This window comes from Bifidobacterium sp. LH_426, from assembly GCF_056356875.1.
Genome location: NZ_JBKEVB010000006.1, coordinates 56,094 through 82,318, shown reverse-complemented (window position 1 = coordinate 82,318; position 26,225 = coordinate 56,094). Strand labels below are relative to the sequence as shown.

The following is a 26,225-nucleotide window of genomic DNA, read 5'->3' as shown; positions in this document are numbered from 1 at the left end:
TATCACAGATTCGGCGGACGGCGGGGAAGAGTCCCCGCTTGCAGACCCGAACCCCTGAAACCATTGAGAGGGACGAGACTTAGGAGGTTGGCTCTTGGCTCTTCTGGATGATGTGAAAAGCGAGCTCGCGGCGCTTGAGGACGAGAAGGCGGACGCCAGGAAGGCGCAGGTCACCGCCATGATCCGCTTCGCCGGCGGCTTCATGAACAACGCCCAGAAGCAGATCGTCATGCTCGCCACCTTCGATTCCCTGGTCGCGGCCCAGTGGCTGCGCGACAACATCGAGGACCTGTACAACCTCGAGGCCAAGCTCATCAGCTCCACGAGGACGACGCCGAAGGGCTCCCACCAGTACCATGTGGTCAAGGTGGAGCGCGGCGCGGTGAACCTGGCCGTGGCCACCGGCCTCATCGACCGCAACAAGGCCGTGCGCGGCCTGCCCGTCAAAATCGTGCAGGGCAAGATCGCCCAGGTGCGCGCCGCATGGCGCGGCGCCTTCATGGCCAAGGGCATCCTGTCCGACCTGGGCAAGAACCCGTACATGGAGATCATCTGCCCGTGCAACGAGGCCGCGATGGCCTTGGCCGGCCTCGCCCGGCGACTCGGCATCACCGCCAAGCCGCGCCAGCTCAGCAAATCCTATCGCGTGACGCTCACCGATCCGGACTCCATCGAACGCATGCTCAACTCGATGGGCGCCATGCGTTCCGCCCGCGACTGGACGGGCAAGCGCTCGGACGGCGAGACCCGCTCCAAGGCGAACCGCCTCGCCAACTTCGACGACGCGAACATGCGCCGCTCCGCCAAGGCCGCGGCCGAGGCGTGCGACAAGGTGCGCAAGGCGTTCGAACTGTTCGACGCCGCCGGCGTGGACGTGCCGGACAACCTGCGCGCCGCCGGCCAGCTGCGCCTCGAGCACGGCGACGCCAGCCTGGAGGAGCTCGGCCGTCTCGCCGAGCCGCCGATCTCCAAGGACGCCATCGCCGGACGCATCCGCCGTCTGCTCCAGCTCGCGGAGAAGACCGCCAAGTCGCGTTCCTGAACGTTTTCATAACGATTCGGCGATACGTTCCAAAAATTCCTGTGTCAGGCCCGCCCGGACGGCGGGCCTGTTGTATTATGCGAAGTGGCAAGAAACCGCCACTTTCCCGCGCAAGCGGTTAGGAAAGGATATTCATGAAGACACTCAAGGATCTCGGAGACCTCAAGGGCAAGCGCGTCCTGGTCCGCGCCGATTTCAACGTCCCGCTGGACGGCACCACGATCACCGACGACGGCCGCATCAAGGCCGCCCTGCCGACGATTAAGGCCCTGCGCGAGGAAGGCGCGAAGGTCATCCTGATGGCCCACCTCGGCCGTCCGAAGGGCAAGGTCGTCCCGGAGCTGTCCCTGGCCCCGGTCGCCGCCCGTCTCGGCGAGCTGCTCGGCGTCGACGTGCCGCTGGCCGCCGACACCTACGGCGAGGACGCCCAGGCCAAGGTCGCCGCGATGAACGACGGCGACGTCGTCCTGCTGCAGAACGTCCGCTTCAACCCGGAGGAGACCAGCAAGGATCCGGCCGTGCGCGCCCCGTACGCCAAGAAGATCGCCGCCCTCGGCGACGTCTTCGTCTCCGACGGCTTCGGCGTCGTCCACCGCGCCCAGGGCTCCAACTACGACGTGGCCGCCGATCTGCCGGCCGCCGCCGGCCTGCTGGTCGAGAAGGAGGTCAAGGCTCTGTCCAAGGCCACCGAGAACCCGGAGCGCCCGTTCACCGTCGTGCTCGGCGGCTCCAAGGTCTCCGACAAGCTCGGCGTCATCGAGAACCTGCTCGACAAGGCCAACCGCCTCGTCATCGGCGGCGGCATGGTGTTCACCTTCCTCAAGGCCAAGGGCTACGAGGTCGGCACCTCCCTGCTCGAAGAGGACCAGCTCGACAAGGTCAAGGGCTACATCGAGACCGCCGAGAAGAACGGCGTCGAGCTCGTGCTGCCGACCGACATCGTCGTGAACGCCGGCTTCCCGGCCGGTGACACCCCGGTCGCCCCGGAGGTCGTCGCCGCCGACGCCATCCCGGCCGACAAGATGGGCCTCGACATCGGCCCGGAGTCCCAGAAGCTGTTCCACGACAAGATCGTCGACTCCAAGACCGTCGTGTGGAACGGCCCGATGGGCGTCTTCGAGATCCCGGAGTTCGCGGCCGGCACCAAGGCCGTCGCGCAGGGCCTGGTCGACGCGACCGCGGCCGGCGCGTTCACCATCGTCGGCGGCGGCGACTCCGCCTCCGCGGTGCGCAACCTCGGCTTCCCGGAGGACGGCTTCTCGCACATCTCCACCGGCGGCGGCGCCTCCCTCGAGTTCCTCGAGGGCAAGGAGCTGCCGGGCCTGAAGGTGCTCGCCTGACATCGGTTCCGCATCGGCTCCCCGCGTCCACGTCCCGTCGTGGCGTGGGGAGCCATGCCGTTTCGCCCCGCACACGCTTCTCATCGCACCCCATACGCACCCGTTTCGCGTGTCTCTCACGTATCGCGTATTTCTCACGTATTTCTAGGAAGGGATCCATGGCGTCCGAACGCGTCCCGCTGGTCGCGGGCAACTGGAAAATGAACTTCGACCATCTCGAGGCAACGTATTTCGTGCAGAAGTTCGCATGGCAGCTGCGTGACGCCCACTTCGACTTCCGCAGGGTGGAGGTCGCCCTGTTCCCCTCGTTCACCTCGCTGCGCAGCGTGGAGGTGCTTGTCGAGGCCGACAAGCTCAAGATCCGCTACGGCGCGCAGTCCGTGTCCGTCACCGACCAAGGGGCGTTCACCGGCGACATCTCCGCCGACATGATCGCGCACCTCGGATGCTCGTACGTGATCATCGGCCATTCGGAGCGCCGCAAATACCATCCCGAGGACGACGCCAACATCGTCGACCAGGTGAGGGCCGTCCTCGCCGCCGGCATGCAGCCGATCCTGTGCGTCGGCGAGAGCTTCGAGGAGCGCCGCCAGGGCATCGAGCTCGACTTCGCCGTCGGCCAGGTGCACGACGTCACCCGCGACCTCAACGAGGCCGAGGCGGCGAAGCTCATCATCGCCTACGAGCCCGTGTGGGCCATCGGCACCGGCATGGTCGCCACGCCGGAGTCCGCGCAGTACGCGGCCCAGGCCATCCGCGACGATCTCAGGGCCACGTTCGGGGACACCGTGGCGGACACCGTCCGCATCCTCTACGGTGGCTCAGTCTCCTCGAAGAACGCGGTCGAACTCATCGGCGAACCCGACGTGGACGGCTTCCTCATCGGCGGCGCGGCGCTCGACGTCGACGAGCTGACCCGCATCTGCCGGCTCACCGCCAAAGCCACCCGGTGAAACCGCCCGGGTCTCCACCTTTTTCAAGACATTGCGCTATGCTGGAGCGCAGACTTATACCGAACCGGAGGTAATCCACTCGTGACCGCTCTGAAAATCGCCCTCGAAATCGTCGTCGTCGTGCTCAGCTGCCTGCTGACCCTGCTCATCCTCATGCACAAGGGCAAGGGCGGCGGCCTGTCCGACATGTTCGGCGGCGGCCTCACCCAGAACGCGGGCACGTCCGGCGTCGCCGAGAAGAACCTGAACCGCTGGACCGTCATCATCGCCCTGATTTGGGTGGCCATCATCATCGCCCTCGGCCTGATGACCAAGTTCAACCTCATCTGACACGTAATCCGTCCGTGATTGTATGACCCATGACCGCCAGTCGGCCATGGGTCGTGTTCGTTATGGCGGGTTCCGCGCCGGAACCGGGAGCCGCCGAACCATCGAAGGGACATCATCATGGTCACCATGAACCGCAACAAGGTCGTCATCGTCGGCACCGGACAGGTGGGAGCCACCGCCGCGTTCGCCATCGTCACGCACGGACTGTGCAACGAGCTTGTGCTCATCGACCATTTCGCCGCCAAGGCGGCGGGGGAGAGCCACGATCTCGACGACGGCAGCGAATTCCAGGACCGTCACGTCAAGGTGCGCACCGGCGACTACGCCGACTGCCGCGACGCGGACATCGTCGTCGTCACCGTGGGGCGCAAGCCGCCGGCCAACTCGACCCGTCTCGCCGAACTCGGCTTCACCGTCGGCCTCGTCGGCGACGTCGTCGACCATGTCATGGCCTCCGGCTTCGACGGCGTGATCGTCATGGTCTCCAACCCGGTCGACGTGATGGCCTGGTACGCGTGGAAGCGTTCCGGTCTGCCGCGCACGCAGGTGCTCGGCACCGGCACCGCGCTCGACACCTCCCGTCTCAAGACCATCATCGGCGAGGAGACCGGACTCGACCCGCGCAACGTGGGCGGGTTCGTCATGGGCGAGCACGGCGACTCCCAGTTCGCCGCATGGTCCACCGTCTCGCTCGGCGGCAAGCCGTTCGCCAAGTTCCTGGCCGACAACCAGAGCCGTTTCGCCTCCGTCTCCACCGCCGAGATCGAGCGCAAGACGCGCATGCGCGGCAACGAGATCGTCGCCGCGAAGGGCGGCACCAACTTCGGCATCGCCTCCACCGTCGCCGGCATCGTGCAGACGATCCTGTGGGACGAGCGGCGCATCGTGCCCGTCTCCACGCTGCTTGACGGCGAATACGGCGAGCACGACGTGTTCCTCGGCGTGCCCACCGAACTGCGCGCCAACGGCGCCAACGAGATCGTCGAACTCGAACTCACCGAGGAGGAGCACGCGAAGCTCCACCACTCCGCCGAGCTCGTCCGCTCCTACTGCGAGGGACTGCTGTGATTCCGGCCGCGCACGTCCCGCCGGAATCCCGGCTCGTCGTCGCCGACCTCGACGGCACGCTGCTGCACGGCGCCCCCACCTTCGAGGGGCGACACCTCACCGAACGGTCCATCGAGGCCGTCGAACGCCTGCATGACGCCGGGTACCGGTTCGCCATCGCCACGGCCAGACCCGTGAGCACCGGATACGCCCTCGCGGAGCGGCTGCCGGTCGACGCCTGCATCTACCTGAACGGCGCGCTCATCGACTTCGAGCCCGCGAAATCCGACTACGACATGCTCACCTCGGGCCGCATGCCCGCCGACGGGCATCTCATGAAGATCGGATTCCCGTCGTCCCGCGCCTGCGAGGTGTGCCGGTCCCTCCTCGACGCGATGCCCGATCTCGAGGTCGGCATCGTCATGGACGACGTGAGGTACACGAACTTCGACGTCAGCGTCTACTGGAAGACCCAGACCTGGCGTCTGACCGACTTCACCGAAACGGACGTGCCCGAGGGGACCGCCGACAAGATCATCGCGTTCCCGAAAGGGGAGCAGCGCGAGGCGATCCGCCGCCTGATCCCCGACGATTTCGCGCTGTCCGTCTCCGAAGGCACGTTGTACATGTTCATGAACCCGAAGGCGAACAAGCGCGACGCGCTGGGCATCCTGTGCGAGCGCATGGGCGTCGCCCCGGAGCATGCCGTCGCCTTCGGCGACGATCTCGTGGACATCGACATGATGCGGTCCGCCGGCCGCTCCGTCGCCGTCGCGAACTCCAATCCCAAGGTCCTCGCCATCGCGGACGAGATCTGCCCGTCCAACGACGAGGACGGCGTCGCCCAGTGGATCGAGACGCATCTGCTATGACCCCGCACACGGCGTGACGATGGCGTGACGATGGCATGCCGTCGGCGGGTCGGACGGAAAGTTCAATCCGCCGGCAGCGGGCTCGTCCGGCATATGGTACGCGACGCGATCGGAATTGAACTTGTCTTGAACTCCCTCTAGGTTATGAACCAATGTTCAATATGGATATTGAACTTCATGGTTTGGAGGAAGACATGTCCACAGCGGTGTTCGCGGAACGACTTCACGAGGCGATGAACGACAGGGGGCTGAAGCAGGTCGATCTGGTGCGCGCCGCCGAGGCCCGCGGCGTGAGGATGGGCAAGAGCCACATCAGCCAGTACGTCGCCGGCAAGACCATGCCGCGCGAGGACATCCTCGAATTCCTCGCCGCCGAACTCAACGTGGATGCGGACTGGCTCAGGGGCGTGCGCGGCACGACGACGGGCGAGGCCACGCCGTCCGCCGGCGCCGCGGCCTCGGACGGGGGAGTGTCCGCCACGGCTCCCGCTACGACGGATGGGGACGAGGCCCCCGAGCCGGCGACTCCGCGCCGACGCACCTTCGGCAAGTCGCACAAGCTCGACAACGTGCTCTACGACGTGCGCGGCCCCGTCGTCGACGAGGCGGCCCGTATGGAGGCCGACGGCACCCATATCCTCAAGCTCAACATCGGCAACCCCGCGCCGTTCGGCTTCCGCACGCCGGACGAGGTCGTCTACGACATGGCCCACCAGCTCACCGAGACCGAAGGCTATTCGCCGTCCAAGGGCCTGTTCTCCGCGCGCAAGGCGATCATGCAGTACGCGCAGCTCAAGAACCTGCCGAACGTCACCATCGACGACATCTACACCGGCAACGGCGTGAGCGAGCTCATCAACCTGTGCATGTCCGCGCTGCTCGACGACGGCGACGAGGTGCTCATCCCAAGCCCCGACTACCCGTTGTGGACCGCCTGCGTGAACCTCGCCGGCGGCACCGCCGTCCACTACGTCTGCGACGAACAGTCCGAATGGTATCCGGACATCGACGACATGCGCGCCAAGATCACCGACCGCACCGTCGCCATCGTGCTCATCAACCCGAACAACCCGACCGGCGCGCTCTACCCGAAGGAGGTGCTGCAGCAGATCGTGGACCTCGCGCGCGAGCACCACCTCATGATCTTCTCCGACGAGATCTACGACCGCCTCGTCATGGACGGCCTGACGCACACCTCGATCGCCTCGCTCGCCCCCGACCTGTTCTGCGTCACCTTCTCCGGCCTGTCGAAGTCGCACATGATCGCCGGCTACCGCGTCGGCTGGATGGTGCTGTCCGGCAACAAGCGCATCGCCAGGGACTACATCGAGGGCATCAACATGCTCGCGAACATGCGCATCTGCTCGAACGTGCCCGCCCAGTCCATCGTGCAGACCGCGCTCGGCGGCCACCAGAGCGTCAACGACTACGTCGTGCCCGGAGGCCGTCTCTACGAGCAGCGCGAATACATCTACAACGCAATCAACGCGATCCCCGGCCTCTCCGCCGTCAAACCGAAGGCCGCGTTCTACATCTTCCCGAAGATCGACGTGAAACGGTTCAACATCCACGACGACGAGCAGTTCGCGCTCGACCTGCTGCACGAGAAGCGCATCCTCATCACGCGCGGCGGCGGCTTCAACTGGGCTGAGCCCGACCACTTCCGCATCGTCTACCTGCCGCGCATCGAGGTGCTCAAGGACGCGACCGACAAGATCGCCGATTTCTTCGGATACTACTGGCAGAACTGACCGGTGCCGCCGGACGGTCCGAACCCCGCCAAACGCCCTATATTCCATTATGTGAGAGGAATTTACCCATATAATGGAATATAGGGCGTTTTCCATAGGGTGATTTCGTTATGGCATCGTTACCATACCGTTGTGAAAGCGTTATAATCGGCCGTTTTCTGGTATATATTCCATAACAATGATGATGGAAATGTGAAGAAGCTGTTTTTTCATGGGTTTTCGTGGGCTCGTCGCGTGAATATTCTTCACGCCAACAACCAACAGCCGACAATCACGGCATAGAAGCGAACGCGAGCATCACAGATGCGAACACAGATGCGAACACGATGCGAACATTCGCGCAGCATTCAGAGAGGATGAGCCATGGCATTCAGCGCAACGGTGTCCGAGCCCCGTGCGGCGGGCGCGACCGTGGGAAGCGACGAGGCGGAGACCGGCTTCAACGGCGTCCTGCCCCTCAAGGAGAAGGTCTCGTACATGAGCACCGATATGGCGGGCAACCTGCTGTATTCGTCGCTCGGCACGTACATCATGTTCTTCTACACCGACGTGTTCGGCATCACCGCCGCGGCCGCCGGCTGGATTCTGCTGATCGCCCGCATCGGCGACTGCATCAGCGCCCCCGTCTGGGGTTCCATCGTCGACCACACCAAGACCAAGTGGGGCCAGTCCCGCCCGTTCTTCCTGTGGATGTGCGTGCCGTTCGCCATCACCGTGTTCCTCGCGTTCACCGCCCCCGACCTGCCGCCGATGGGCAAGGTCATCTACGCGACCGTCACCTACATCCTCGCCGCCGGCCTCGTCTACACCGGCATCCAGACGCCGATCACCGCCATCCTGTCCAACCTCACGCCGGATCCGGCCGAACGCGTCAAGGCCAACACCTTCCGCCTGTCCGGCGGCCTGCTCGGCACGTTCATCACCGCCGTGTGCACCATCCCGCTGGTCAACTGGGCCGGCAAGGCCATCACCGGCCAGACGAACCAGAAGGTCGGCTTCATGTTCACCTTCGCCGTCTACGGCGTCATCGCCGTCGCCCTCCTGCTCTTCGCGTTCCGCAACATCAAGGAGCACAACTACGATCCGAAGACCCAGAACCCGCTGCCGTTCAAGGAGAGCCTGCACGCCATCAAGGGCAACTGGCCGTGGATCATCCTCATCGTCGCCTTCGTGATCTTCTGGATCGCCCAGGAGGACCGCATGTCCGTCGCCGTGTACTACGCCAAGTACAACCTGAACAACGAGAACCTCGCCACCGTGCTCAACGGCATGCAGATCCTCGGCCTCATCACCACGTTCCTCATCCCGAACATCTCCAAGAAGCTCGGCAAGGCCGGCAAGACCGACACCATGATCCTCGGCATGGTCATGGCCATCGTCGGCCAGCTCCTGCTGCTCACCGCCTCCCACAGCTTCGCCCTGTTCGTCGTGTTCTGGGCCATCTCCATCCTCGGCGCCGCCATGGCGCTCGCCATGCCGTTCGCCATGCTCGCCGACACCGTCGACTACGGCGAATACAAGAACGGCATCCGCGCGGCCGGCCTGCTGTCCGCCGTCGGCGCCTCCTTCTGCATCCAGTTCGGCTCCGGCCTCGGCAACCTGATTCCCTCCAAGATCATGGCCGCCGCCGGCTACGTCGCCAACGCCAAGCAGACCGCCGAGGCCCTCGGCGCCATCCAGTTCTGCTTCATCTGGCTGCCGGTCATCGTCTACGCGGTCGTCATCGCGATCATGCTGCTCTACCGCCGCTTCGAGAAGAACGAGCCGGCCATCCGCGCCGCCCTCGCCGAGCGTCGCGCCGAGGCCGACGCCGCCATCGCCTGATTCCGCCGGGAACGGACGCGGTCTTCCGCCGCGGCGCAAGGGCCCCGGTTCCATCCCCATGGGTGGAGCCGGGGCCCTTCCCGTCTTTCCCCTCACGCCCCGACGGGCCTTCGAGCCGTGCCGCCGGAACGTCCCCGATAAGGCGCGTGCGGCGCTGGTATCGTGGAGGACGATGCCGCTCGATATCGAACACCAGCTTGCGCGTTGCGACCGCGTCGTCGCGCAACGCATCGCGCCATACGTCCACGCCACGCTCGCCCCATGCGACGTGCGCGCCGCCGCCAACCCTGGGGAACCGGAACCCGCCGACGCGTTCCTCGCGCGCGCCCGCGCGGGAACGGCTGGATTCCGCCCGTTCACCGTGCCCGGGCCGTGGGGGACGACCTGGGGGACCACATGGTTCGAGATATCCGGCCACGTCGACCGCGAAGCCGCACGCGGCCATGACGTCGAACTCGTCGCCGACCTCGGCTGGAACCGTCCCGACTGGCCGGGATTCCAGGCGGAGGGACTCGTCTACCGCGCCGACGGCACGGCGGTCAAAGCCGTCAACCCGCGCAACCGATGGGTGCCGCTCGTCCGCGCCGACGGCACGGACATCGCCGGACTCGACGCCGACGGCCGGTTCACGCTCTACCTGGAAGCCGCGTGCAACCCTGACCTGAGCGAGGCGGGCGGATACGCGCCCACTTCGCTCGGCGGCGACCCGACCGGCGTGCGCGACCTGCCGTATGCGCTGAACCGCGTGGACGTCACCCTGTTCGACCGGGACCTGCACGCCCTGATGATGGATTTCGAAACCGTGTCCGGCCTCATCCGCGAACTCGCCGCCGACGATCCGCGCCGATGGCGGCTCGCCGGGGCGCTCCGCCGCGCGCTGGACGCCTACGACGAACGCGACCGCGCGGCAAGCGTCCCGCAGGCGCGCGGGGAACTCGCCGGCGTGCTCGCGTCGCCCGCCGCGCCGAGCGCCGTGCGGCACGTCGCCGTCGGCCACGCGCACATCGACACCGCATGGCTGTGGCCGATGCGCGAGACCCGGCGCAAGGTGGCGCGCACCGTCGCCAACGTGCTCGCCCTCATGGACGAGGATCCCGACATGACGTTCGTCATGAGCTCCGCCCGGCATTACGCATGGCTCGAACACGACCACCCCGACCTGTCCGCCCGGATGCGCCGGCGCATCGACGAGGGCCGCTTCGTCCCCGTGGGCGGCATGTGGGTCGAATCCGACGCGATGATGCCCGCCGGCGAATCGCTGGTACGCCAGTTCACCACCGGACTCGCCTACTTCCGCGAACATCTCGGCGTACGTCCGCACGGCGTCTGGCTGCCCGACTCATTCGGCTTCGCCGCCGGCCTGCCGCAGATCGCCCGCCGCGCAGGCTTCGACTGGTTCCTCACCAGCAAGCTCTCCTGGAACGACACGGACCGGCCGCGCCACCACGCCTTCCTATGGGAGGGCATCGACGGCACGCGCATCCTCGCGCACATGCCGCCATCCGCCACCTACGGTTCCACGATGGAGATGAACGAGCTCATGCGCTCGCAACGCGACCTCGCCGACAAGGACCTCGTCGGCGACGCGATCATCCTCTACGGGCACGGCGACGGGGGAGGAGGGCCCACCCGCGAGATGATCGCGAGGATCCGCCGCGCGCACGACCTCGAAGGCGCGCCTCGGGTCGGCTTCGGCACGCCCGACCGGCTGTTCGCCGCATTGCGGCGCGACATCGTCGGCGATGCACACGATGCACACGACGCGCCCGTGCACCGCGGCGAACTGTACCTCGAACTCCATCGCGGCACGACCACGGCCCAGCAGGAGATGAAACGACGCTGCCGCGAGGAGGAATCCCTACTGCGCGTCGTCGACCGTCTCTCCGCGACCGCGCTCGTACGCGTCCCCGGCTACACGCCGCCGCGCGACGAGCTCGACCGCATCTGGAAGCGGCTCCTCTCCGACCAGTTCCACGACATCCTGCCCGGCACCGGCATCGCCCGCGTCCACCGCGAAGCGCGGGAGGCCTATGCGCGCGACATCGCACGACTGCGGGCAATCGCGACGGAGACCACGCACCTGCTCGCCGCGCACGGCGACGGTGGCGACAGCCCATCGGCCACGGACGGGGATGTCCGGAAGGATGCTCGCGACGGCGACGGGCGCAGCGTCCGCGCCGTCCACATCATCCGCGACGCCGACGGCACGACGTTCGACAACGGACTCCTCCGCGCGCACATCGCCGTGGACGGCACCGTGGACTCCCTGATCGACCTCGCCGCGGATCGCGAGATCGTGCCCGAGGGAACGGCCCTCGGCCGCTACGAGCTGCTGCGTGACGAGCCGTCGCAATGGGACGCATGGGAGCTGGAACGGGACGCGTTCGACACCGTGACGCCGCTCGCGGACGGCGCGCTCATCGGTGTCGCCGCAACCGGAGACGGCGCGGCGGAGGCCGTCGCCGAGACCGCGGCGGACGGCGTGCGGATACGCACGCGCGTCACGCTACGCCCCGGTGCGCGTGCACTCGACTTCCATGCCGACGTGGACTGGCATGCGCCGGAACGTATGCTCAAGGTCGACGTCCCCGTGGCCGTGCACGCCGACCGTGCGCGGTTCGAATGTCCGTACGGATTCGTGGAACGGCCGGTCACGGCCGGTCCGATCGGGGAGAACCCCGCATACGAGAGCTGCACGCACCGGTTCGTGCGCGTCGCCGAATCCGATGGAGGCTATGCGGTCGCCGTTGTGAACGGCTCCACCTACGGTGCCGACGTGTCGTCGATCCGCCGTGACCCGGTGCGGGGGAGTGCGGGCGGCGTGATGATCCGGCCATCGCTGCTGTCCGCGCCGCGCTACCCCGATCCGGACGCCGACATGGGACGGCACGCGTTCGACTGGTCGGTGCTCGCCGCCGCCGACATGCCGGCGACGCTCACCGAGGCCGCGCGGCTCAACACTCCGGACATCGATGGCGCGGCGGCCGTCCCGCCGCTCGTCGTGCTCGACGACATGCAGGGAGTCGTCGTGCTCGACTGGGTGAAACCCGCCGACGACGGTTCCGGCGACATCGTCCTGCGCCTGTACGAGGCGGCGGGAGGCCAGGCGCGGGCGACGTTGCGCCTCGACCCGGAGCTTGACGGATGCGTGGTCTCGGAGACCGATCTGACGGAAGGGGAGCCGCCCGCGCCCGACCTGCCACGTGCGCTCGATGGCGAGGTGACGGCGGGCCGAGGCGGTGTGTCGCTCGCGTTCGGGCCGTTCCAGCTGGCGACGCTGCGTGTGCGGAGATGAGACCCGCGGCCGCGACGGTTTCCGCGCCGTGGAGGAGCACACGAACAAGGGGGTGGGTCTTTCCTGGAAATCATTTCCGGGAAAGACCCACCCCCTTGCGGTTCAGACGCGCGGTCTCGGACCGTTCACGTCAGGGAAGGAATCAGGCCTCGGCCTTCTTGCCTTCGAGCACCTTGTAGGCGAAGCCCATGACCAGCACGTACAGGCAGCCGACGGCCATCACGAGGATGCCACCGAACTGGCCGGCCGCGTCGGCCGCGACGCCCATGATCGGCGGGAAGATCGCGCCGCCGATCAGGCCCATGAGCATGAGGCCGGAGATCTCGTTCTGACGGTCCGGACGGTACATGAGCGCGTGGGAGAGGAACAAGGAGAACACGTTCGAGTTGCCGAAGCCGACGAGGGCGACGGCGACCCAGAACAGCCACACCGGCGGGTTGTCCTGCACGAGGGCGAAGACCGCGAAGCACACGGCGGAGGCGGTCATGATGACGCCGCAGATGCGCAGGCCGACCTTGTTGCTGATCTTCTGGAGCACGATGCCGCCGGTGAAGCAGCCGATCATACGGGCGATGAAGTAGACCATGGTGGCGGTGGCGGCGATGGCGGTGTAGGTGTCGCCGGTGTGCTCGGTCAGGATACGCGGGGCCTGGGCGTTGATGCCGACGTCCACACCCACGTGGGCGACGATGCCGAGGAAGCACAGGAACACGATGCCGTCGGAGAACAGGAGCTTGAAGCAGCGGCCGATGGTGGTGGTGCCGGCGTCCGGGGCGGGCTCGTCGATCTTGTCGAAGGCGAGGAGGATGTAGCCGACGATGCCGACGACGAAGTAGATCACGAAGAGGATCCACCACATGTTCAGCTTGGTGGCGCCCCAGATGGCGATGTACGGGGCGAACAGGGAGGCGAAGGCCTTGACGAACTGGCCGGTGGTCAGCGTGGAGGCGAGCTTGTCACCCTTGACGAACACGGTCAGCAGCGGGTTGAGGGACACCTGCATGAGGGTGTTGCCGATGCCGAGGAAGGCGAAGGAGATGACGATCAGGACGAGGCGCGGCGTGCCGGACAGGGCGACGTAGGCGATGATCGGCAGGGCCATGGCCACGAGGGTGACGAGGATGGACCACAGCACGGTCTTGCGGCGGCCGATCTTGTTCATCAGCATGCCGGTCGGCACGGAGAAGATGAGGAACCAGAAGAACACCATCGTGGTGAACAGGTTCGCGGTGCCGTCGGCGAGGTTGAACTCGCCCTTGACGTAGTTCGTCGCGGTGCCGACGAGGTCGACGAAGCCCATGACGAAGAAGGCGAACATCACCGGAAGGATCTTCGCGAATCCGGCGTTGCCGGTCTTGGCGGTTTCGTTGCTCATTGTAATAATTCCCTTTTTCCTGTAATGAGACTGACGAAATTGTCGATATTCGATATTCAGTTATGGCTGCCTGGCGTCAGCGGTGGGCCCGATACCCGACGACGGGCGGGCGGCGGTCATTGTCGCACGGACGTCGCCGGATATCGGGCTCTATGCCAGGAAAGGTGGTGTCGGAACGATCCGCCGATCGGGTGGAACCCGTCGTGCGCGGACCGTTCCCGCGGGTCGTGGCGCGGCTTACTTGCCGGCCTCGGCCAGGTAGTCGGTCATCTGGGCCGGGTACTCCGGCCAGGCGCCGTTCTGGGTGCACACGAAGGCGGCGGTGTTGACGGCCTTGCGGTGCGCCTCGGAGAGCGTGTCGCCGAGCAGGATGCGCGCGGTGAAGGTGCCGGAGAAGGAGTCGCCCGCACCGACCGTGTCGACGACCTCGACGCGCGGGGTGTCGACGGTGGAGATCTCACCGTTCTTGGAGATGATCGTGGAGTAGGCGGAGCCGGCGGTCAGGATCACGTAGTCGAGATCGTACTGCTCGAGGAACCAGCGGCAGGCGTCCTCGCCGGAGGTGCCGCGGATGTCGAACATGTCGCGCAGGAGCAGCAGCTCCTCGTCGTTGATCTTGAAGACGGTGGCGACGCCGAGCAGCTCCTCGATGAGCTCCTTGGAGTAGTGGTCGCCGCGCAGGTTGATGTCGAAGAACTTCATCGCGCCCGGCTTGGTGTGCTTGAGCAGCTCGGTGATGGTCGCGTGGGACTCGGGGGAGCGCAGCGCCAGGGTGCCGTAGCACACGGCGTCGGCCTGCTTGACGACGTCGATGAGCTGGCGGGTGTACAGGATGTGGTCCCAGGCGACGCCCTTGACGATCGTGTACTCCGGGATGCCGTTCTTGAGCTCGACCTCGACGGTGGAGGTCGGCCAGGCGTTGCGCTGGATGACGGCGTGGATGCCGGCCTTGGCGGTCTCCGCGAGCAGCTCGTCGCCGAGCTCGTCCTCGCCGACGGCGGAGACGGAGTAGCCGTCCGCGCCGTTCATCATCGAATGGTAGGCGAAGTTCACCGGGGCGCCGCCGGCGCGCTTGCCGGAGGGCAGCATATCCCACAGGAGCTCGCCGAGGGAGAGAACGATGGGCTTGGACATGATGGTTCCTTTCCTTCTATTGGTTTTCCGTATGGAAATCTTGGGTTTCGCGGTCAGCTCAGGTCGAAGAACATCGAAGGATGGTCGAGGAACTGGGTGGCCGCCACCGCCGCGGCGCCGCAGACGGTCGCGTCGGTGGGCATGGTGGACAGTCTGATTTCGGTGGAGTCGCAGATCTCCGGGATCGAGCGGCTGCGCACCGTGGCAATCACCTCGTCGAGCAGCAGGCGTCCCGCTTCCGAGACGATGTCGCCGATGATGATGAGCCGGGGATTGAACGTGTTGAAGATGTTGACGCATCCATAGCCGATGTAGCGGCCGATGCGGCGTACCATCTCGACGGCCTTGTCGACGCCTTCCCTGGCGAGCGAGAACAGGGCGCGGGTCGCCTCCGTGTTGCTCATCAGCTCGGCGTGCGGCACGGGACCGCCCTCCTCGATGAGCATCTCGCGGATGGCGGGGGTGGAGCAATAGCGTTCGAGGCATCCGCGGTTGCCGCAGTCGCACGGCCTGCCGTCGATGTCGATGGAGACGTGGCCGATCTCGGTGGCGGCGCCGAGGGCGCCGTTGATGATGCGCTCGTTCTCGATGACGCCGAGTCCCACGCCCTCGCCGACGAGGAAGTAGGAGATGTCGTCCTCCCCGTGCGATTCGGGATCGAACAGGTAGTGGGCGAGCGCGCCGGCGCGGGCGTCCTGCTCGATGAACACCGGCACGCGGAAGGCGTGGCCGAATTCCTCGATGAAGTTGACGTCGCGCCATCCGAGCATGGAGGAGACGACGGCCGTGCGGCCTTCGTCGCGCATGTACGGGCCGGGGACGGCCATGGCGATGGCGATGATGGACGGATCCGCGTCGAGCAGGGACTCGATGCGGACGTGCATGAGCCTGACGGCCTCGCCGATGGTCTCGTTGGTGACCGGCGGCAGATCCTCCAGACCGAGTGCGTTGCCGCACAGGTCGAACACGCCGACCTGCACGAGCGAGCGTGCGAACTTGACGCCGATGATGTGGAACCGTTCGGTGTCAAGCGTCAGTCCGATGGAACGACGGTTCTTCGCGCCCTCCATGTCGCCGGTCTCCTCGATCGCGCCGGCTTCGATGAGCTGCGCGGTGATCTTGGTGATGGCGGCGGGGGTGAGGCCCAACGCCTTGGCGATCTGCGCCCTGGAGATGACGCCGTTGTGATACAGGTGCTGGAGCACGCGGGAACGGTTGGATTCCGCCACCGTCGCCTGGGATGCCGTGGTGTTCGCTTGGGTACTGCTATTCATCTCGACACCTCCTTGCGCGATTGAGTGGCTGTCCGCTCGCCGTTGAATCTGAACTTCGTGGACATATTAACGCGGTTAATACATGAACGCAATTAAGATTTGTTCGGCGTGTTGCGAAAACGTTTGCGTGTCGCGCGGCGAAAAGTGCTATTACATCGGGAAACTCACCGCGATGACGGTGCGAGACGTCGCAGCACCGCGGCGATGGCCGCACCGCGCAGGACCCCGTCGGCCCCGTACCGGCATCGCCGGATACGCGTACGCACGCATGGCAGGGAGGAGGTCATCGCGTCCAGACGTTGCTGCGCCGCATCGAGGAATCCGTCGCCGACGACATCGTCGGGGCCGAGCACGCGCACGTCGTCGAGGGCGAGCAGTCCCGCCGTCAGGGCGATGGCGGAGCCGAGGCGCGAACCGGCGTCGCGCAGGATCGCGTCCCGGCCGGAATCGTCCGCTCCGTCCAGACGCTCCCTGAGCGCCGGCGCGCCGAGAATCGTCTCCAGGCATCCGCGCCCGCCGCAGGGGCAGGGAAGCCCGTGATCGGGATCGAGGGAGATACGGCCGATGCGGACGCCCGACCCGTATCCGCCGCCGACGGGAACGCCGTCGATGAACGTCGCCGCGTCGACGCCGTCGTCCAATCTCACGAGCATGAGATTCGGGCCGACGTCGTCGAAGAAGCGTTCGGCCGTGCCGGAAGCGACCGTGTCGGCGACCACGGTCACGGGGATGCCGGATTCCGCCTCGATCCGGGTCCTGAGCCGTGCCTCGAGTCCGGAGGCCGTCCCCTCGTCCTCGTCATTCGTTCCGGGCACGGCGACGCCGACGCCGATGACCGGGACGCCGTCCGCGTCGTTGCGGAGACGGTCCACGAGCCGTGCGACGGCGTCGACGATCCCCCTGTCGCCGGGGCCCGTGGGACGGGCGACGCCCATATGGTTCCGGGGAACGCCTCTCAGATCGGTGAGCGCGCCGTCGATGGAAGGCTTCCGCGACCCCCGTGACGGTACGGTGACGCCGATCGCGTATAGCCGCGTCGTGTCGATGCCGAGCAGCGCGGCGCGCCTGCCGCTCCCGTCGGAGCCCGCTTCCCGTCCGGTACGCCGGATGAGGCCTTCGTCGATCATGTCGTTGACCACGTCGGACACGGTGGCGCGCGACAGTCCGGCGAGCCGGCCCAGCGCGGAGCGGGAGAGCGTCGCCGTCGGATACAACAGCCTGAAGACGCGCTCCCGCGCCGCGCGGTTCATCGGCGTTCGCCGGCGAACAGGAACAGGGCGTGCGCGTCTCCCTTCGCCTTGTTCTCCAGATACGTGCGGAACAGCTTCAGCCGTTCCACCGTGCTCCTCGCCAGCGGCTCGGGTAGCTCGTCGAGGGCGAACCAGCCGACGGAGAGGCTTTCGTCGTCGCCGACGAACGGTTCGGCGTTGCCTCCCGGCTTCAGCGAGCACAGGAACGAATGGTCCATGTACTGCGCGTTGTCGCCGTTCGCGTAGGTGATGACATGTGTGTCCGAGGTGACCGCCACCAAATCGGTGACGACCGCGTCCACGCCCGTCTCCTCCTTGATCTCGCGCACCACCGTGTCGGCCGGTTGCTCGCCCGGCTCGTTGATGCCGTACACCATCGCCCACTCGCCCGTGTCCGAACGGCGGCCGAGCAGCACGCGGCCCCGGTCGTCGAGCACGCAACCGGTCACGCCGATCAGCCACAGCGGATCGTGGCCGATCTTCTTTCTCAGGTCGAGGATGAACTGCGGCGTGGTCATGCGAGGTCCTTCCCGGCGGCCTCGGCGCGTTCGCGCATCCATGCCTCGACGTCGTCGATTCGCTTCGGGATGCCGGCGGAGATCCATTCGGGACCGTCCTCGGTCATGAGCACGTCGTCCTCGATGCGGATGCCGATGCCGCGGTACTCCGGCGGGATGAGCAGATCGTCCTCGCGGAAGTACAGGCCCGGCTCGATGGTGAAGATCATGCCCGGACGAATCGGCGCGCCCTGATAGGACTCGAAACGCGCCTGCGCGCAGTCGTGCACGTCGAGGCCCAGATGGTGCGCCACGCCGCAGGCGAGCCAACGGCGATGCTGCTGGCCCTCGGGGGAGAGGGATTCCTCCACGTCCACCGGCAGCAGGCCCCACTCGTGCAGACGCTCGGCGATCACGCGCATGCAGGCGTGGTGGATGTCCGAATACGTGGCACCCGGCTTCGCCGCCTCGAAACCGGCCTGCTGGGAATCCAGCACGGCCTGGTAGAGGCGCTTCTGCAGATCGGTGAACCTGCCGTTCGTCGGGAAGGTGCGGGTGATGTCCGCCGTGTACAGCGAATCGACCTCGACACCGGCGTCGACGAGCAGCATGTCGCCGCTCTTCACGACGCCCGTGTTGCGCATCCAATGCAGGATCGGGGCGTGCGGGCCGGAGGCGACGATCGAATCGTAGCCGACCGTGTTGCCCAATTCGCGCGACACCGCGTTGAACGCGCCCTCGAGGATGCGTTCCGAACGCGGCTTGTCGAGCGCCTTCGGCAGGGAGGAGAGCAGGCGGTCGAAGCCGGCCTTCGTGGCCGCCACCGCCTTGCGCATCTCGCCGATCTCGTACGCGTCCTTGACCATGCGCGCCTCGGACGTGAACTCGTGCAGCTTGTCGTCCGCCGCGGCGTTGCGGTCCGGGTCGGCCGCGCCGTTCGCCTCGCGCACGGATTCGACGAGGGCGGTGATCCGCGGGTCGGTCTCGCGCATGACGCGCACGCGCACCGCGCCCGCCTCGCCGCCGACGTCCTTGGACAGGGCGTCGGCCAGCTGGGCGATGTCATGGGTCTCGATGCCGGTCATCGCCGTCATCTCCTTGAGGCCGGCGCGCGGACCCACCCAGTATTCGCCGTAATGCGCGTTCATGAAGAAGTCGGTGGTGGAGTTGTCGGCGCGCGGGGCGACGAACAGCTCCGGCACATGCGTCTCGCCGGCCTTCGCCTCGGGCGAATCCGGGTCGACGGGGTTGAGCACGAGCACCGCGCCCGCCTCGTAGTCCACGCCGAGACCCGTGTAGTAGGCGAACGCCGTGTCCGGACGGAACATGTAGTCGCAGTCGTTGTTGCGCACCTTGGGCTGTCCGGCCGGAATCACCAGACGCTCGCCGGGGAACGCCGCGCCCAGGGCCTTCAGGCGTGCGGGCGTGAACTTCGAGGATTCGAGCGGCTCGATGTCGGGCTCGTCGTCCGCCCACCCGGAGCGCATGAACTCCTTGAACGCCTCGGAACGCGGACGCAGCGAACGGTTGTTCACACGGTCGGCCATCGCCTGGTCGGCGCCCGGCGCGCTCGCACGCTCCTCGGCCTCGTATTCCCTGTCCTTGTCGGTGACCACTTCACCCATGAAACGCTCCTGTTCATCATCGGGGATTCGTTGACTCACCCTCATAGTAGTCGCCATGGGCGGGATGCGTCACGAACGGTCGCCGGCCCTCCTCCGGGCCAGCGAATCCACGACGCCCACCGCCATGCCCACGGCCGCGGGGACGAGCCAGCCGAGTTGCTGCTCCTGCAACGGGAGGAGCCGAAGCGTGGCGTCCAGCCACGGCAGCGAGCCGCCGAAGACGACGGCGAGCGAGGCGACGCATGTGGCGACGGATGGGATGGCGACCAGCAGGATCGTCCACTGGTAGACGCGCGGGAAGCGCGCGCCGAGCGCGCGATGCGTCAGCGCGAGCAGCACGAGCACGATGGCGAGCGGGTAGAGGGCGGACAGCACCGGCACGGAGACCTTGATGATCGCGCTCAGACCCGCGTTCGACACGACGAAGCTGAACACGGTGAAGACCACCTGCCATGCGCGGTAGCTCACGCCATGCCCCGCGACGGAGCGGAACCGCGTGTGGAAGTAGGTGGCGCACGTGCAGATCAGGCCGGTGCACACGTTGAGACAGGCGATGACGAACACGACGCCGAGGAACGCGGTTCCGGCCGCGCCGAACACGGAGGAGGTGAGGTTGGTGAGCACGGTCGCGCCCGTGTCCGTCGTGGAGTCAATCGCCGTGATGCCTCCCGACACGACGCCCACGTAGCTCAGCGCGCCGTAGATGAGCACGAGCAGCACGCCGGTGCCGAGACCGGCGAACGCGGTCTCGCGGCGCACCTCGTTCTCGTCGTCGACGCTCTGGGCGCGGATGTTCGCCGAGATGACAATGCCGAAGTACAGGGCGGCGAGCAGATCCATCGTCTGATAGCCGTCGAGGAAGCCTCGGGCCATCTGGTTCATCGCGTAGTCGCCGCTCGGATGCGGTGCGACGCCGCCGTGGACGAGACAGGCGACGAACAGGATGACGATGAGCGCGAGCAGCAGCGGGCCCATGAAGCGTCCCAGCACCTTGGACAGGCGTTCGGGGTGCTGGGCGAAGAGGAACGCCAGCGCGAAGAACACGAACGAATAGGCGAGCTGCGCCATCCATTTGGAGGAGCCGGACGCGAACGGTGCCACCATCATCTCAAACGAGGTGGTCGCGGTGCGTGGGATCGCGAAGCACGGGCCGATGGTGAGGATGATCGCAAGTCCGAGGAAGAGGGAGAACCCGGGGGAGACGCGCGAGGCGAGCGCGTCGAAGCCGCCGGCGAAGGTGACGGCGATGACGCCGAGGATCGGCAGGCCGACCGCGGAGACGATGAACCCGACGCCGGCCGGCACGATGGCGGAGCCCGCCTGCGCGCCGACGAACGGCGGGAAGATGAGGTTGCCCGCCCCGAAGAACATCGAGAAGAACGTGAACGTCATCACCAGACGTTGCCTTGCGGTCAGATGCATGAGGGTGGGCCTCCTTCGCTCCGGTCGGTCCGTCTCCGGACGTCGTGTCGTGTCGTATCGTGCGGCGTCGGGCGGGCCGTTTCCATAGGGTGCGCCCGACGCGTCTTCCGAGTGCCCACCATATACGCAAAGGCTCCCGGCCATGCGGTCGGGAGCCTTGTGGTTCCAGCTATTCAGCCGTTATGTGGACGCGTGGGCGTCCGCACGATGCGCCTGTCTCAGCCGTTGACGCGGTCGATGCCGGACTGCACGTCGGCGAGGACCGAATCCCAGGACTTGATGAAGGCGGCGACGCCGTCGGCCTCGAGCTTGTCGGTGACGTCCTTGAGGTTGATGCCCAGCTCGGCCAGCTTGTTGATGATGGCGTGGGACTCCTCGTAGGTGCCCTCGATGGACGGGGCGCCGTTGCCGTGGTCGGCCAGCGCGTTCAGGGTCTTCTCCGGCATGGTGTTGACGATGTGCTTCGCGACGAGCTCATCGACGTACTTGCAGTCGGAGTAGGCCGGGTTCTTGGTGCCGGTGGAGGCCCAGAGCGGACGCTGGACCTTGGCGCCCTTGGCGGCCAGCTCGGCCCAGCGCGGATCGGAGGCGAACTTCTTCTCGAACAGCTCGTAGGCGAGGCGCGCGTTGGCGACGGCGGCCTTGCCCTCGAGAGCCTTGGCCTCATCGGAGCCGTTGGCTTCCAGCAGCTTGTCGACCGCGGTGTCCACGCGGGAGACGAAGAAGGAGGCGACGGAGCCGATGTGCTTGAGGTCGTGGCCGTTGGCGGCGGCCTGGGCGATGCCCTCGATGTAGGCGTCGATGACCTGCTCGTAGCGCTCGAGCGAGAAGATCAGGGTGACGTTGACGGAGATGCCCTTGGCCAGGGTGGCGGTGATGGCCGGCAGGCCCTCGAGGGTCGCCGGAATCTTGATCATCGCGTTCGGACGGTTGACCTTCTCCCACAGCTCGACGGCCTGCTTCTCGGTGGCCTCGGTCTCGTGGGCCAGACGCGGGTCGACCTCGATGGACACGCGGCCGTCGACGAAGTCGGTCTTCTCGGCGATCTCACGGAAGATGTCGGTGGCGTTGCGCACGTCGGTGGTGGTGAGCTCGCGCACGGCGGTCTCGACGTCGACCTTGCCGAGCTCCTTGAGCTGCGCGTCGTACGGGCCGACCTGGCTCAGGGCCTTCTGGAAGATGGACGGGTTGGTGGTGACGCCGACGACGTTCTTGTTGGCGATGAGGTCCTGCAGGGAGCCGGACTCGATGCGGGAGCGGGACAGGTCGTCCAGCCAGATGGAGACGCCGTTGTCGGACGTACGCTGAGTTGCTTCAGTCATTGTGTTCCTTCCTAACATTCCATGCCGCTTTCGCATGGAACAAATCTTGAATCTGATTGGGGGAGGGGTGCCGCCGCCCACGTCGTTCGTGGGCGGCGGCACCCGCCGGATCACTTGGCGGCTTCGACTTCCGCGATGGAGGCCTTGGCGGCCTCGACCACGTGCTCGGCGGTGATGCCGAGGTCGATGAGGTTCTGCGAGCCGGAGCCCTGCAGGCCGAACTGCTCGATGGAGACGGGCTTGCCGTAGGAGCCGAGGTACTTGTACCACGGCATCGCAACGCCGGCCTCGACGGAGACGCGGGCCTTGACGGCGGCCGGCAGCACGGCCTCCTTGTACTCGGCGTCCTGCTCCTCGAACCACTCGAGCGACGGGACGGAGACCACGCGGGCCTTGACGCCCTCGCCGGCCAGGGTCTTGGCGGCGGAGACGGCCAGCTGGACCTCGGAACCGGTGGCCAGCAGGATGACGTCCGGGGTGCCCTCGGTATCGACCAGGACGTAGGCGCCCTTGCGCACGCCGTCCTTGGCCTTGGCGGCGGTCTCGGCGAGCACCGGCAGACCCTGGCGGGACAGCACCATGGCGGTCGGCAGCGTGTTCTTCTTCTCGAAGAAGTAGCGGTAGGCCTCGGCGGTCTCGAAGGCGTCGGCCGGGCGGACGACCTCGAGCTGCGGCATGGCGCGGAAGGAGGCCAGGTGCTCGATCGGCTGGTGGGTCGGGCCATCCTCGCCGACGGCGACGGAATCGTGCGTCCAGACGTACAGGTTCGGGATCTCCATCAGCGCGGCCAGACGGACGGCGGAGCGCTCGTAGTCGGAGAACATGAAGAACGTGCCGCCGAACGGACGGGTGTGGGAGCCGAGCAGGATGCCGTTGGTGATGCAGCCCATGGCGAACTCGCGCACGCCGAAGTGCAGCTGGCGGCCGAACTCGTTGCAGACCGGCCACTGCTTGGTGGCGCACTCCTCGGGCGCGAAGGTGGCGGCGCCCTTGAGATCGGTCTTGTTGGAGCCGCCGAGGTCGGCGGAGCCGCCCCACAGTTCCGGCATGACGGCCGCGATAGCGTTGAGGACGGAGCCCGAGGCGCCACGGGTGGCGACGGACTTGCCGACCTCGAAGGTGGCCTCGAGGTCGTCGATGGCCTTGTCGAAGCCCTCCGGCAGCTCGCCGGCCTTCAGACGGTCGTACAGGGCGGCCTTGTCCGGGTTGGCCTTGCGCCAGGCGTCGAACTTCTCGTCCCACTCCTTGTGGGCCTCGAGGCCGCGCTCGGCGACCTTGCGGGCGTGGGCGAGCGCCTCCTCGTCGACGTGGAAGCTCTCCTCCGGATCGTAGCCGAGCAGCTTCTTGAGGCCGGCGACGGCCTCGGCGCCCAGCTTGGAGCCGTGGGAGGACGGATCGTTGGTCTTGCCCGGGGTCGGCCAGGCGATCAGGGAGTGGACCTTGATGAGCTTCGGCTGGTCCGGGGCGGCGGCCTCGGCCTTGGCGATGACGTCGGCCAGGCCCTCGACGTCCTCCTTGTAGGAGCCGTCGGGCTGGATGAAGCTGAACTCGTCGGTGTACCAGCCGTAGGACTGGAAGCGCTTGAGCACGTCCTCGGCGAGCACCAGGTTGGTGTCGCCTTCGATCTGGATGCGGTTGGCGTCGAAGATCACGGTCAGGTTGCCGAGCTTCTGGTTGGCGGCCAGGGCGGCGGCCTCGCCGGAGATGCCCTCCTCGATGTCGCCTTCGCCGCAGATGGCCCAGATCTTGTGGTAGAACGGGGACTCTTCCTTCGGGGTGTTCGGGTCGAGCAGGCCGCGCTGGAAGCGCTCGCCGTACGCGAAGCCGATGGCGGAGGCGAAGCCCTGGCCCAGCGGGCCGGTGGTCATCTCGATGCCCGGGGTCAGGCCGTACTCGGGGTGGCCCGGGGTGCGGGTGTCGGCGCCGCCGCGGAAGTGCTTGAGGTCGTCCAGGGTCACGCCGTAGCCGGAGAAGTACAGCTGGACGTACTGGGTGAGGGAGGCGTGGCCGCCGGAAAGAATGAAGCGGTCGCGACCCTCCCAGTTGGGATCGTTCGGATCATGCTTGATGAAGTGCTGGTACAGGGTGTAGGCGACGGGCGCCAGGGAAACGGGGGAACCGGGGTGGCCGGAACCGGCGTTCTCAACCGCGTCGGCCGACAGGACCTTGGCCATCTTGATGGCGCGCTCGTCCAGCTCGGTCTCCTTGAATTCGGTCATGGATGTCTTTCCTTCCGCTTGGTCGGGCCGCGTATCCGGCTTGTGCCGGGCGCTGTCGCCCTCACATTGCGTTACCCATGCTACCTTCATTTCGCGACGTAGCGTTGTGATTTTGGCGTGTTTTGGTAACTTCTGTTCTGTTAGCGTTCACAATATGTGTCGCTACGCTGGCGACGAACGGATTAGCAGTCGAAACGGGGGAGTGCTAATACAATGGAATACCGCGATGACGCGTGCGGAGAGCCGTTCCCGGCGCCTCCCGAGGCGATCGGAGGGCCCGCCGAGGCCCCGCATGCGCGTGTCGCGCCGTGTCCTCGGCTGCTGCATGAAGCGCCGCGGAACACGACATGAATGATGGATGAAATGTGCCCGCCGGGTACGTAACGAAGGAGGCGTGCATGCCGCAGACGAGACGCATGGTGGTCCTGCGCGCCGTCGTCGAGGACTATATCCGCTCCCAGGAGCCGGTCGGTTCGGCCTCGCTCACCAGACAGCACGATCTGGGGGTCAGCTCCGCCACCGTGCGCAACGATATGGCCGCGCTCGAGGAGGAGGGCTACCTCATCCAGCCGCATACGTCGGCCGGGCGCGTGCCCACGGAGAAGGGCTACCGCTATTTCGTGGACCGTCTCGCCACCGTCGTGCCCCTGTCCGGCGCGCAGCGCCGCGGCATCGACAGCTTCCTGTCCGGCTCGGCGAGCCTGCAGGACACGCTGCAGCGCGCCGCGCGGCTGCTCGCGCGCATCACCGGCCAGGTGGCCGTCGTCGCCTCGCCGTCGCTCGCGCGCTCCATGCTGCGCCACGTGGAGCTGGTGCCCGTCGCGACCGCTACGTTGCTCGCCGTCGTCATCACCGACACCGGGCGTGTCGCGCAACACACGATAGCCGTGCCCGACATGCCGTCGTCCGAACTGCTCGGGCTGTTCACCGACACCGTCAACGCCGAATGCGGCGGGATGTCGCTCGCACAGGCGGCGCAGCGAATCCGCGCGCTCGGCGCCGACCGGCGCTTCCACACCGTCGCCGCGCTCGCCGGTCAGCTCGCGCAGGCGTTCGCGGTCATGCACGACGACGAGTGCGGCAGCGAACTGTACATGTCCGGCGCGTCCAGTCTCGCCCACCAGCAGCGCACCATGGCCGATCTCGCGCCCCTGTTCGACGCTCTGGAGGAACAGGTCGTGCTGATGCGGCTGATGAGCGCGTTGAGCGAGGAGACGGCGCGCGGCGACGGCGTCGGCGTGGCCATCGGATCCGAAACGCACACGCCGGGCCTGCTCCACGCCGCCGTCGTCACCAGCGGCTACGGCAGGACCGAGACGGGCGACGACGCGTCGACGGACGCTGCCGGCCCCGACGGCGACGGCGGGATGCGGACGACGGAGGACGGCGGCGTCCCGCGCCTGACGGCCGCCGTCCACGGACCCGGCGGCGAGCCGGTCGCCTTCGTCGGATCCATCGGTCCCACCCACATGGACTACGCGAACACCATCGCCGCCGTGCGGGCCGTCGCGAGGTACCTGACCGCGTTCCTCGCCAACGGCGAACCCTCGCGTCCCGATCCGCCTCCGGACGCCGGACAGGGGGTTTCGCCGGCCGCCGACGACCGGTCGCGCTGACCCCTCCTTATGGCACAATAACCCGCTAGCAACACAA

The 26,225-nt window shown here is 66.9% G+C and carries 19 protein-coding genes; 10 read left to right on the top strand and 9 right to left on the bottom strand.

Going from position 1 to position 26,225, the window contains the following annotated elements:
• Positions 1-94: 94 nt before the first annotated feature.
• The 9 genes from whiA (at position 95) to AC1AYD_RS07460 (ending at position 12,454) form a co-directional block, all read left to right on the top strand.
• A complete protein-coding gene (whiA, locus tag AC1AYD_RS07500) occupies positions 95-1,042 on the top strand; it encodes a DNA-binding protein WhiA (protein WP_476502361.1) in 948 nt (315 codons plus the stop codon).
• Positions 1,043-1,176: 134 nt separating this feature from the next.
• Complete coding sequence (locus tag AC1AYD_RS07495) at positions 1,177-2,382, top strand: phosphoglycerate kinase (RefSeq protein ID WP_476502362.1); 1,206 nt, start codon at positions 1,177-1,179, stop codon at positions 2,380-2,382.
• 158 nt (positions 2,383-2,540) lie between these two features.
• Positions 2,541-3,335 carry a triose-phosphate isomerase gene (tpiA, locus tag AC1AYD_RS07490; protein WP_476502363.1) on the top strand — a complete coding sequence of 265 codons (795 nt, stop codon included), beginning with the start codon at positions 2,541-2,543 and terminating at the stop codon, positions 3,333-3,335.
• Positions 3,336-3,416: 81 nt separating this feature from the next.
• On the top strand, positions 3,417-3,665 hold the full coding sequence (gene secG, locus AC1AYD_RS07485; protein WP_476502364.1) for a preprotein translocase subunit SecG: 249 nt from the start codon (positions 3,417-3,419) through the stop codon (positions 3,663-3,665).
• A gap of 117 nt (positions 3,666-3,782) precedes the next feature.
• Positions 3,783-4,733 carry an L-lactate dehydrogenase gene (locus AC1AYD_RS07480; protein ID WP_476502365.1) on the top strand — a complete coding sequence of 317 codons (951 nt, stop codon included), beginning with the start codon at positions 3,783-3,785 and terminating at the stop codon, positions 4,731-4,733.
• Complete coding sequence (locus tag AC1AYD_RS07475) at positions 4,730-5,584, top strand: HAD family hydrolase (protein WP_476502366.1); 855 nt, start codon at positions 4,730-4,732, stop codon at positions 5,582-5,584. The genes AC1AYD_RS07480 and AC1AYD_RS07475 overlap by 4 nt, the downstream gene beginning before the upstream one ends.
• A gap of 194 nt (positions 5,585-5,778) precedes the next feature.
• Complete coding sequence (locus AC1AYD_RS07470) at positions 5,779-7,335, top strand: aminotransferase class I/II-fold pyridoxal phosphate-dependent enzyme (RefSeq protein WP_476544901.1); 1,557 nt, start codon at positions 5,779-5,781, stop codon at positions 7,333-7,335.
• Between the two features lie 363 nt (positions 7,336-7,698).
• Positions 7,699-9,159, top strand: coding sequence for a glycoside-pentoside-hexuronide (GPH):cation symporter (locus AC1AYD_RS07465; RefSeq protein WP_476544900.1), 1,461 nt, complete (start codon positions 7,699-7,701; stop codon positions 9,157-9,159).
• Between the two features lie 172 nt (positions 9,160-9,331).
• Positions 9,332-12,454, top strand: coding sequence for an alpha-mannosidase (locus AC1AYD_RS07460; protein ID WP_476544899.1), 3,123 nt, complete (start codon positions 9,332-9,334; stop codon positions 12,452-12,454).
• Positions 12,455-12,596: 142 nt separating this feature from the next.
• On the opposite strand, the gene AC1AYD_RS07455 is transcribed toward AC1AYD_RS07460, so the two are convergent.
• The 9 genes from AC1AYD_RS07455 to tkt form a co-directional block, all read right to left on the bottom strand.
• Positions 12,597-13,829, bottom strand: coding sequence for an MFS transporter (locus tag AC1AYD_RS07455; RefSeq protein ID WP_476502370.1), 1,233 nt, complete (start codon positions 13,827-13,829; stop codon positions 12,597-12,599).
• A 237-nt stretch (positions 13,830-14,066) separates the two neighbouring features.
• On the bottom strand, positions 14,067-14,963 hold the full coding sequence (locus AC1AYD_RS07450) for a carbohydrate kinase family protein (RefSeq protein WP_476502371.1): 897 nt from the start codon (positions 14,961-14,963) through the stop codon (positions 14,067-14,069).
• Between the two features lie 53 nt (positions 14,964-15,016).
• Positions 15,017-16,237, bottom strand: a complete 1,221-nt coding sequence (locus tag AC1AYD_RS07445; protein WP_476544898.1) for an ROK family transcriptional regulator — start codon at positions 16,235-16,237, stop codon at positions 15,017-15,019.
• Positions 16,238-16,401: 164 nt separating this feature from the next.
• Positions 16,402-17,487 (bottom strand): ROK family protein, encoded by a 1,086-nt coding sequence (locus AC1AYD_RS07440; RefSeq protein ID WP_476544897.1) that lies wholly within the window; start codon positions 17,485-17,487, stop codon positions 16,402-16,404.
• A complete protein-coding gene (locus AC1AYD_RS07435; RefSeq protein ID WP_476544896.1) occupies positions 17,484-18,005 on the bottom strand; it encodes an NUDIX hydrolase in 522 nt (173 codons plus the stop codon). The genes AC1AYD_RS07440 and AC1AYD_RS07435 overlap by 4 nt, the downstream gene beginning before the upstream one ends.
• The gene (locus AC1AYD_RS07430) at positions 18,002-19,609 is read right to left on the bottom strand and encodes an aminopeptidase P family protein (protein ID WP_476532935.1); all 1,608 of its coding nucleotides are present in this window, start codon (positions 19,607-19,609) and stop codon (positions 18,002-18,004) included. Before AC1AYD_RS07430 ends, AC1AYD_RS07435 begins: the two co-directional genes overlap by 4 nt.
• Before the next feature lie 69 nt (positions 19,610-19,678).
• Positions 19,679-21,031 (bottom strand): branched-chain amino acid transport system II carrier protein, encoded by a 1,353-nt coding sequence (brnQ, locus tag AC1AYD_RS07425; RefSeq protein WP_476544895.1) that lies wholly within the window; start codon positions 21,029-21,031, stop codon positions 19,679-19,681.
• A 218-nt stretch (positions 21,032-21,249) separates the two neighbouring features.
• Positions 21,250-22,353 carry a transaldolase gene (gene tal / locus AC1AYD_RS07420; protein WP_476502377.1) on the bottom strand — a complete coding sequence of 368 codons (1,104 nt, stop codon included), beginning with the start codon at positions 22,351-22,353 and terminating at the stop codon, positions 21,250-21,252.
• A 110-nt stretch (positions 22,354-22,463) separates the two neighbouring features.
• Positions 22,464-24,572: a transketolase gene (gene tkt, locus AC1AYD_RS07415; RefSeq protein ID WP_476502378.1), complete on the bottom strand. Its 2,109-nt coding sequence runs from the start codon at positions 24,570-24,572 to the stop codon at positions 22,464-22,466.
• Positions 24,573-24,970: 398 nt separating this feature from the next.
• Between tkt and hrcA the strand changes: the two genes are divergently transcribed.
• Entirely contained in the window at positions 24,971-26,188 is a 1,218-nt protein-coding gene (gene hrcA, locus AC1AYD_RS07410) for a heat-inducible transcriptional repressor HrcA (RefSeq protein WP_476544894.1), read from the top strand.
• Positions 26,189-26,225: the final 37 nt, after the last annotated feature.

Excerpts from the sequence above, each read along its gene's own strand:
- AC1AYD_RS07470 (WP_476544901.1), top strand. The coding sequence starts at position 5,779 with ATGTCCACAGCGGTGTTCGCGGAACGACTTCACGAGGCGATGAACGAC.
- AC1AYD_RS07450 (WP_476502371.1), bottom strand. The coding sequence starts at position 14,963 with ATGTCCAAGCCCATCGTTCTCTCCCTCGGCGAGCTCCTGTGGGATATG.
- AC1AYD_RS07435 (WP_476544896.1), bottom strand. The coding sequence starts at position 18,005 with ATGACCACGCCGCAGTTCATCCTCGACCTGAGAAAGAAGATCGGCCAC.
- AC1AYD_RS07480 (WP_476502365.1), top strand. The coding sequence starts at position 3,783 with ATGGTCACCATGAACCGCAACAAGGTCGTCATCGTCGGCACCGGACAG.
- tal (WP_476502377.1), bottom strand. The coding sequence starts at position 22,353 with ATGACTGAAGCAACTCAGCGTACGTCCGACAACGGCGTCTCCATCTGG.
- AC1AYD_RS07495 (WP_476502362.1), top strand. The coding sequence starts at position 1,177 with ATGAAGACACTCAAGGATCTCGGAGACCTCAAGGGCAAGCGCGTCCTG.
- AC1AYD_RS07465 (WP_476544900.1), top strand. The coding sequence starts at position 7,699 with ATGGCATTCAGCGCAACGGTGTCCGAGCCCCGTGCGGCGGGCGCGACC.
- AC1AYD_RS07430 (WP_476532935.1), bottom strand. The coding sequence starts at position 19,609 with ATGGGTGAAGTGGTCACCGACAAGGACAGGGAATACGAGGCCGAGGAG.
- tpiA (WP_476502363.1), top strand. The coding sequence starts at position 2,541 with ATGGCGTCCGAACGCGTCCCGCTGGTCGCGGGCAACTGGAAAATGAAC.
- hrcA (WP_476544894.1), top strand. The coding sequence starts at position 24,971 with ATGCCGCAGACGAGACGCATGGTGGTCCTGCGCGCCGTCGTCGAGGAC.
- AC1AYD_RS07455 (WP_476502370.1), bottom strand. The coding sequence starts at position 13,829 with ATGAGCAACGAAACCGCCAAGACCGGCAACGCCGGATTCGCGAAGATC.
- AC1AYD_RS07445 (WP_476544898.1), bottom strand. The coding sequence starts at position 16,237 with ATGAATAGCAGTACCCAAGCGAACACCACGGCATCCCAGGCGACGGTG.
- AC1AYD_RS07440 (WP_476544897.1), bottom strand. The coding sequence starts at position 17,487 with ATGAACCGCGCGGCGCGGGAGCGCGTCTTCAGGCTGTTGTATCCGACG.
- brnQ (WP_476544895.1), bottom strand. The coding sequence starts at position 21,031 with ATGCATCTGACCGCAAGGCAACGTCTGGTGATGACGTTCACGTTCTTC.
- AC1AYD_RS07460 (WP_476544899.1), top strand. The coding sequence starts at position 9,332 with ATGCCGCTCGATATCGAACACCAGCTTGCGCGTTGCGACCGCGTCGTC.
- tkt (WP_476502378.1), bottom strand. The coding sequence starts at position 24,572 with ATGACCGAATTCAAGGAGACCGAGCTGGACGAGCGCGCCATCAAGATG.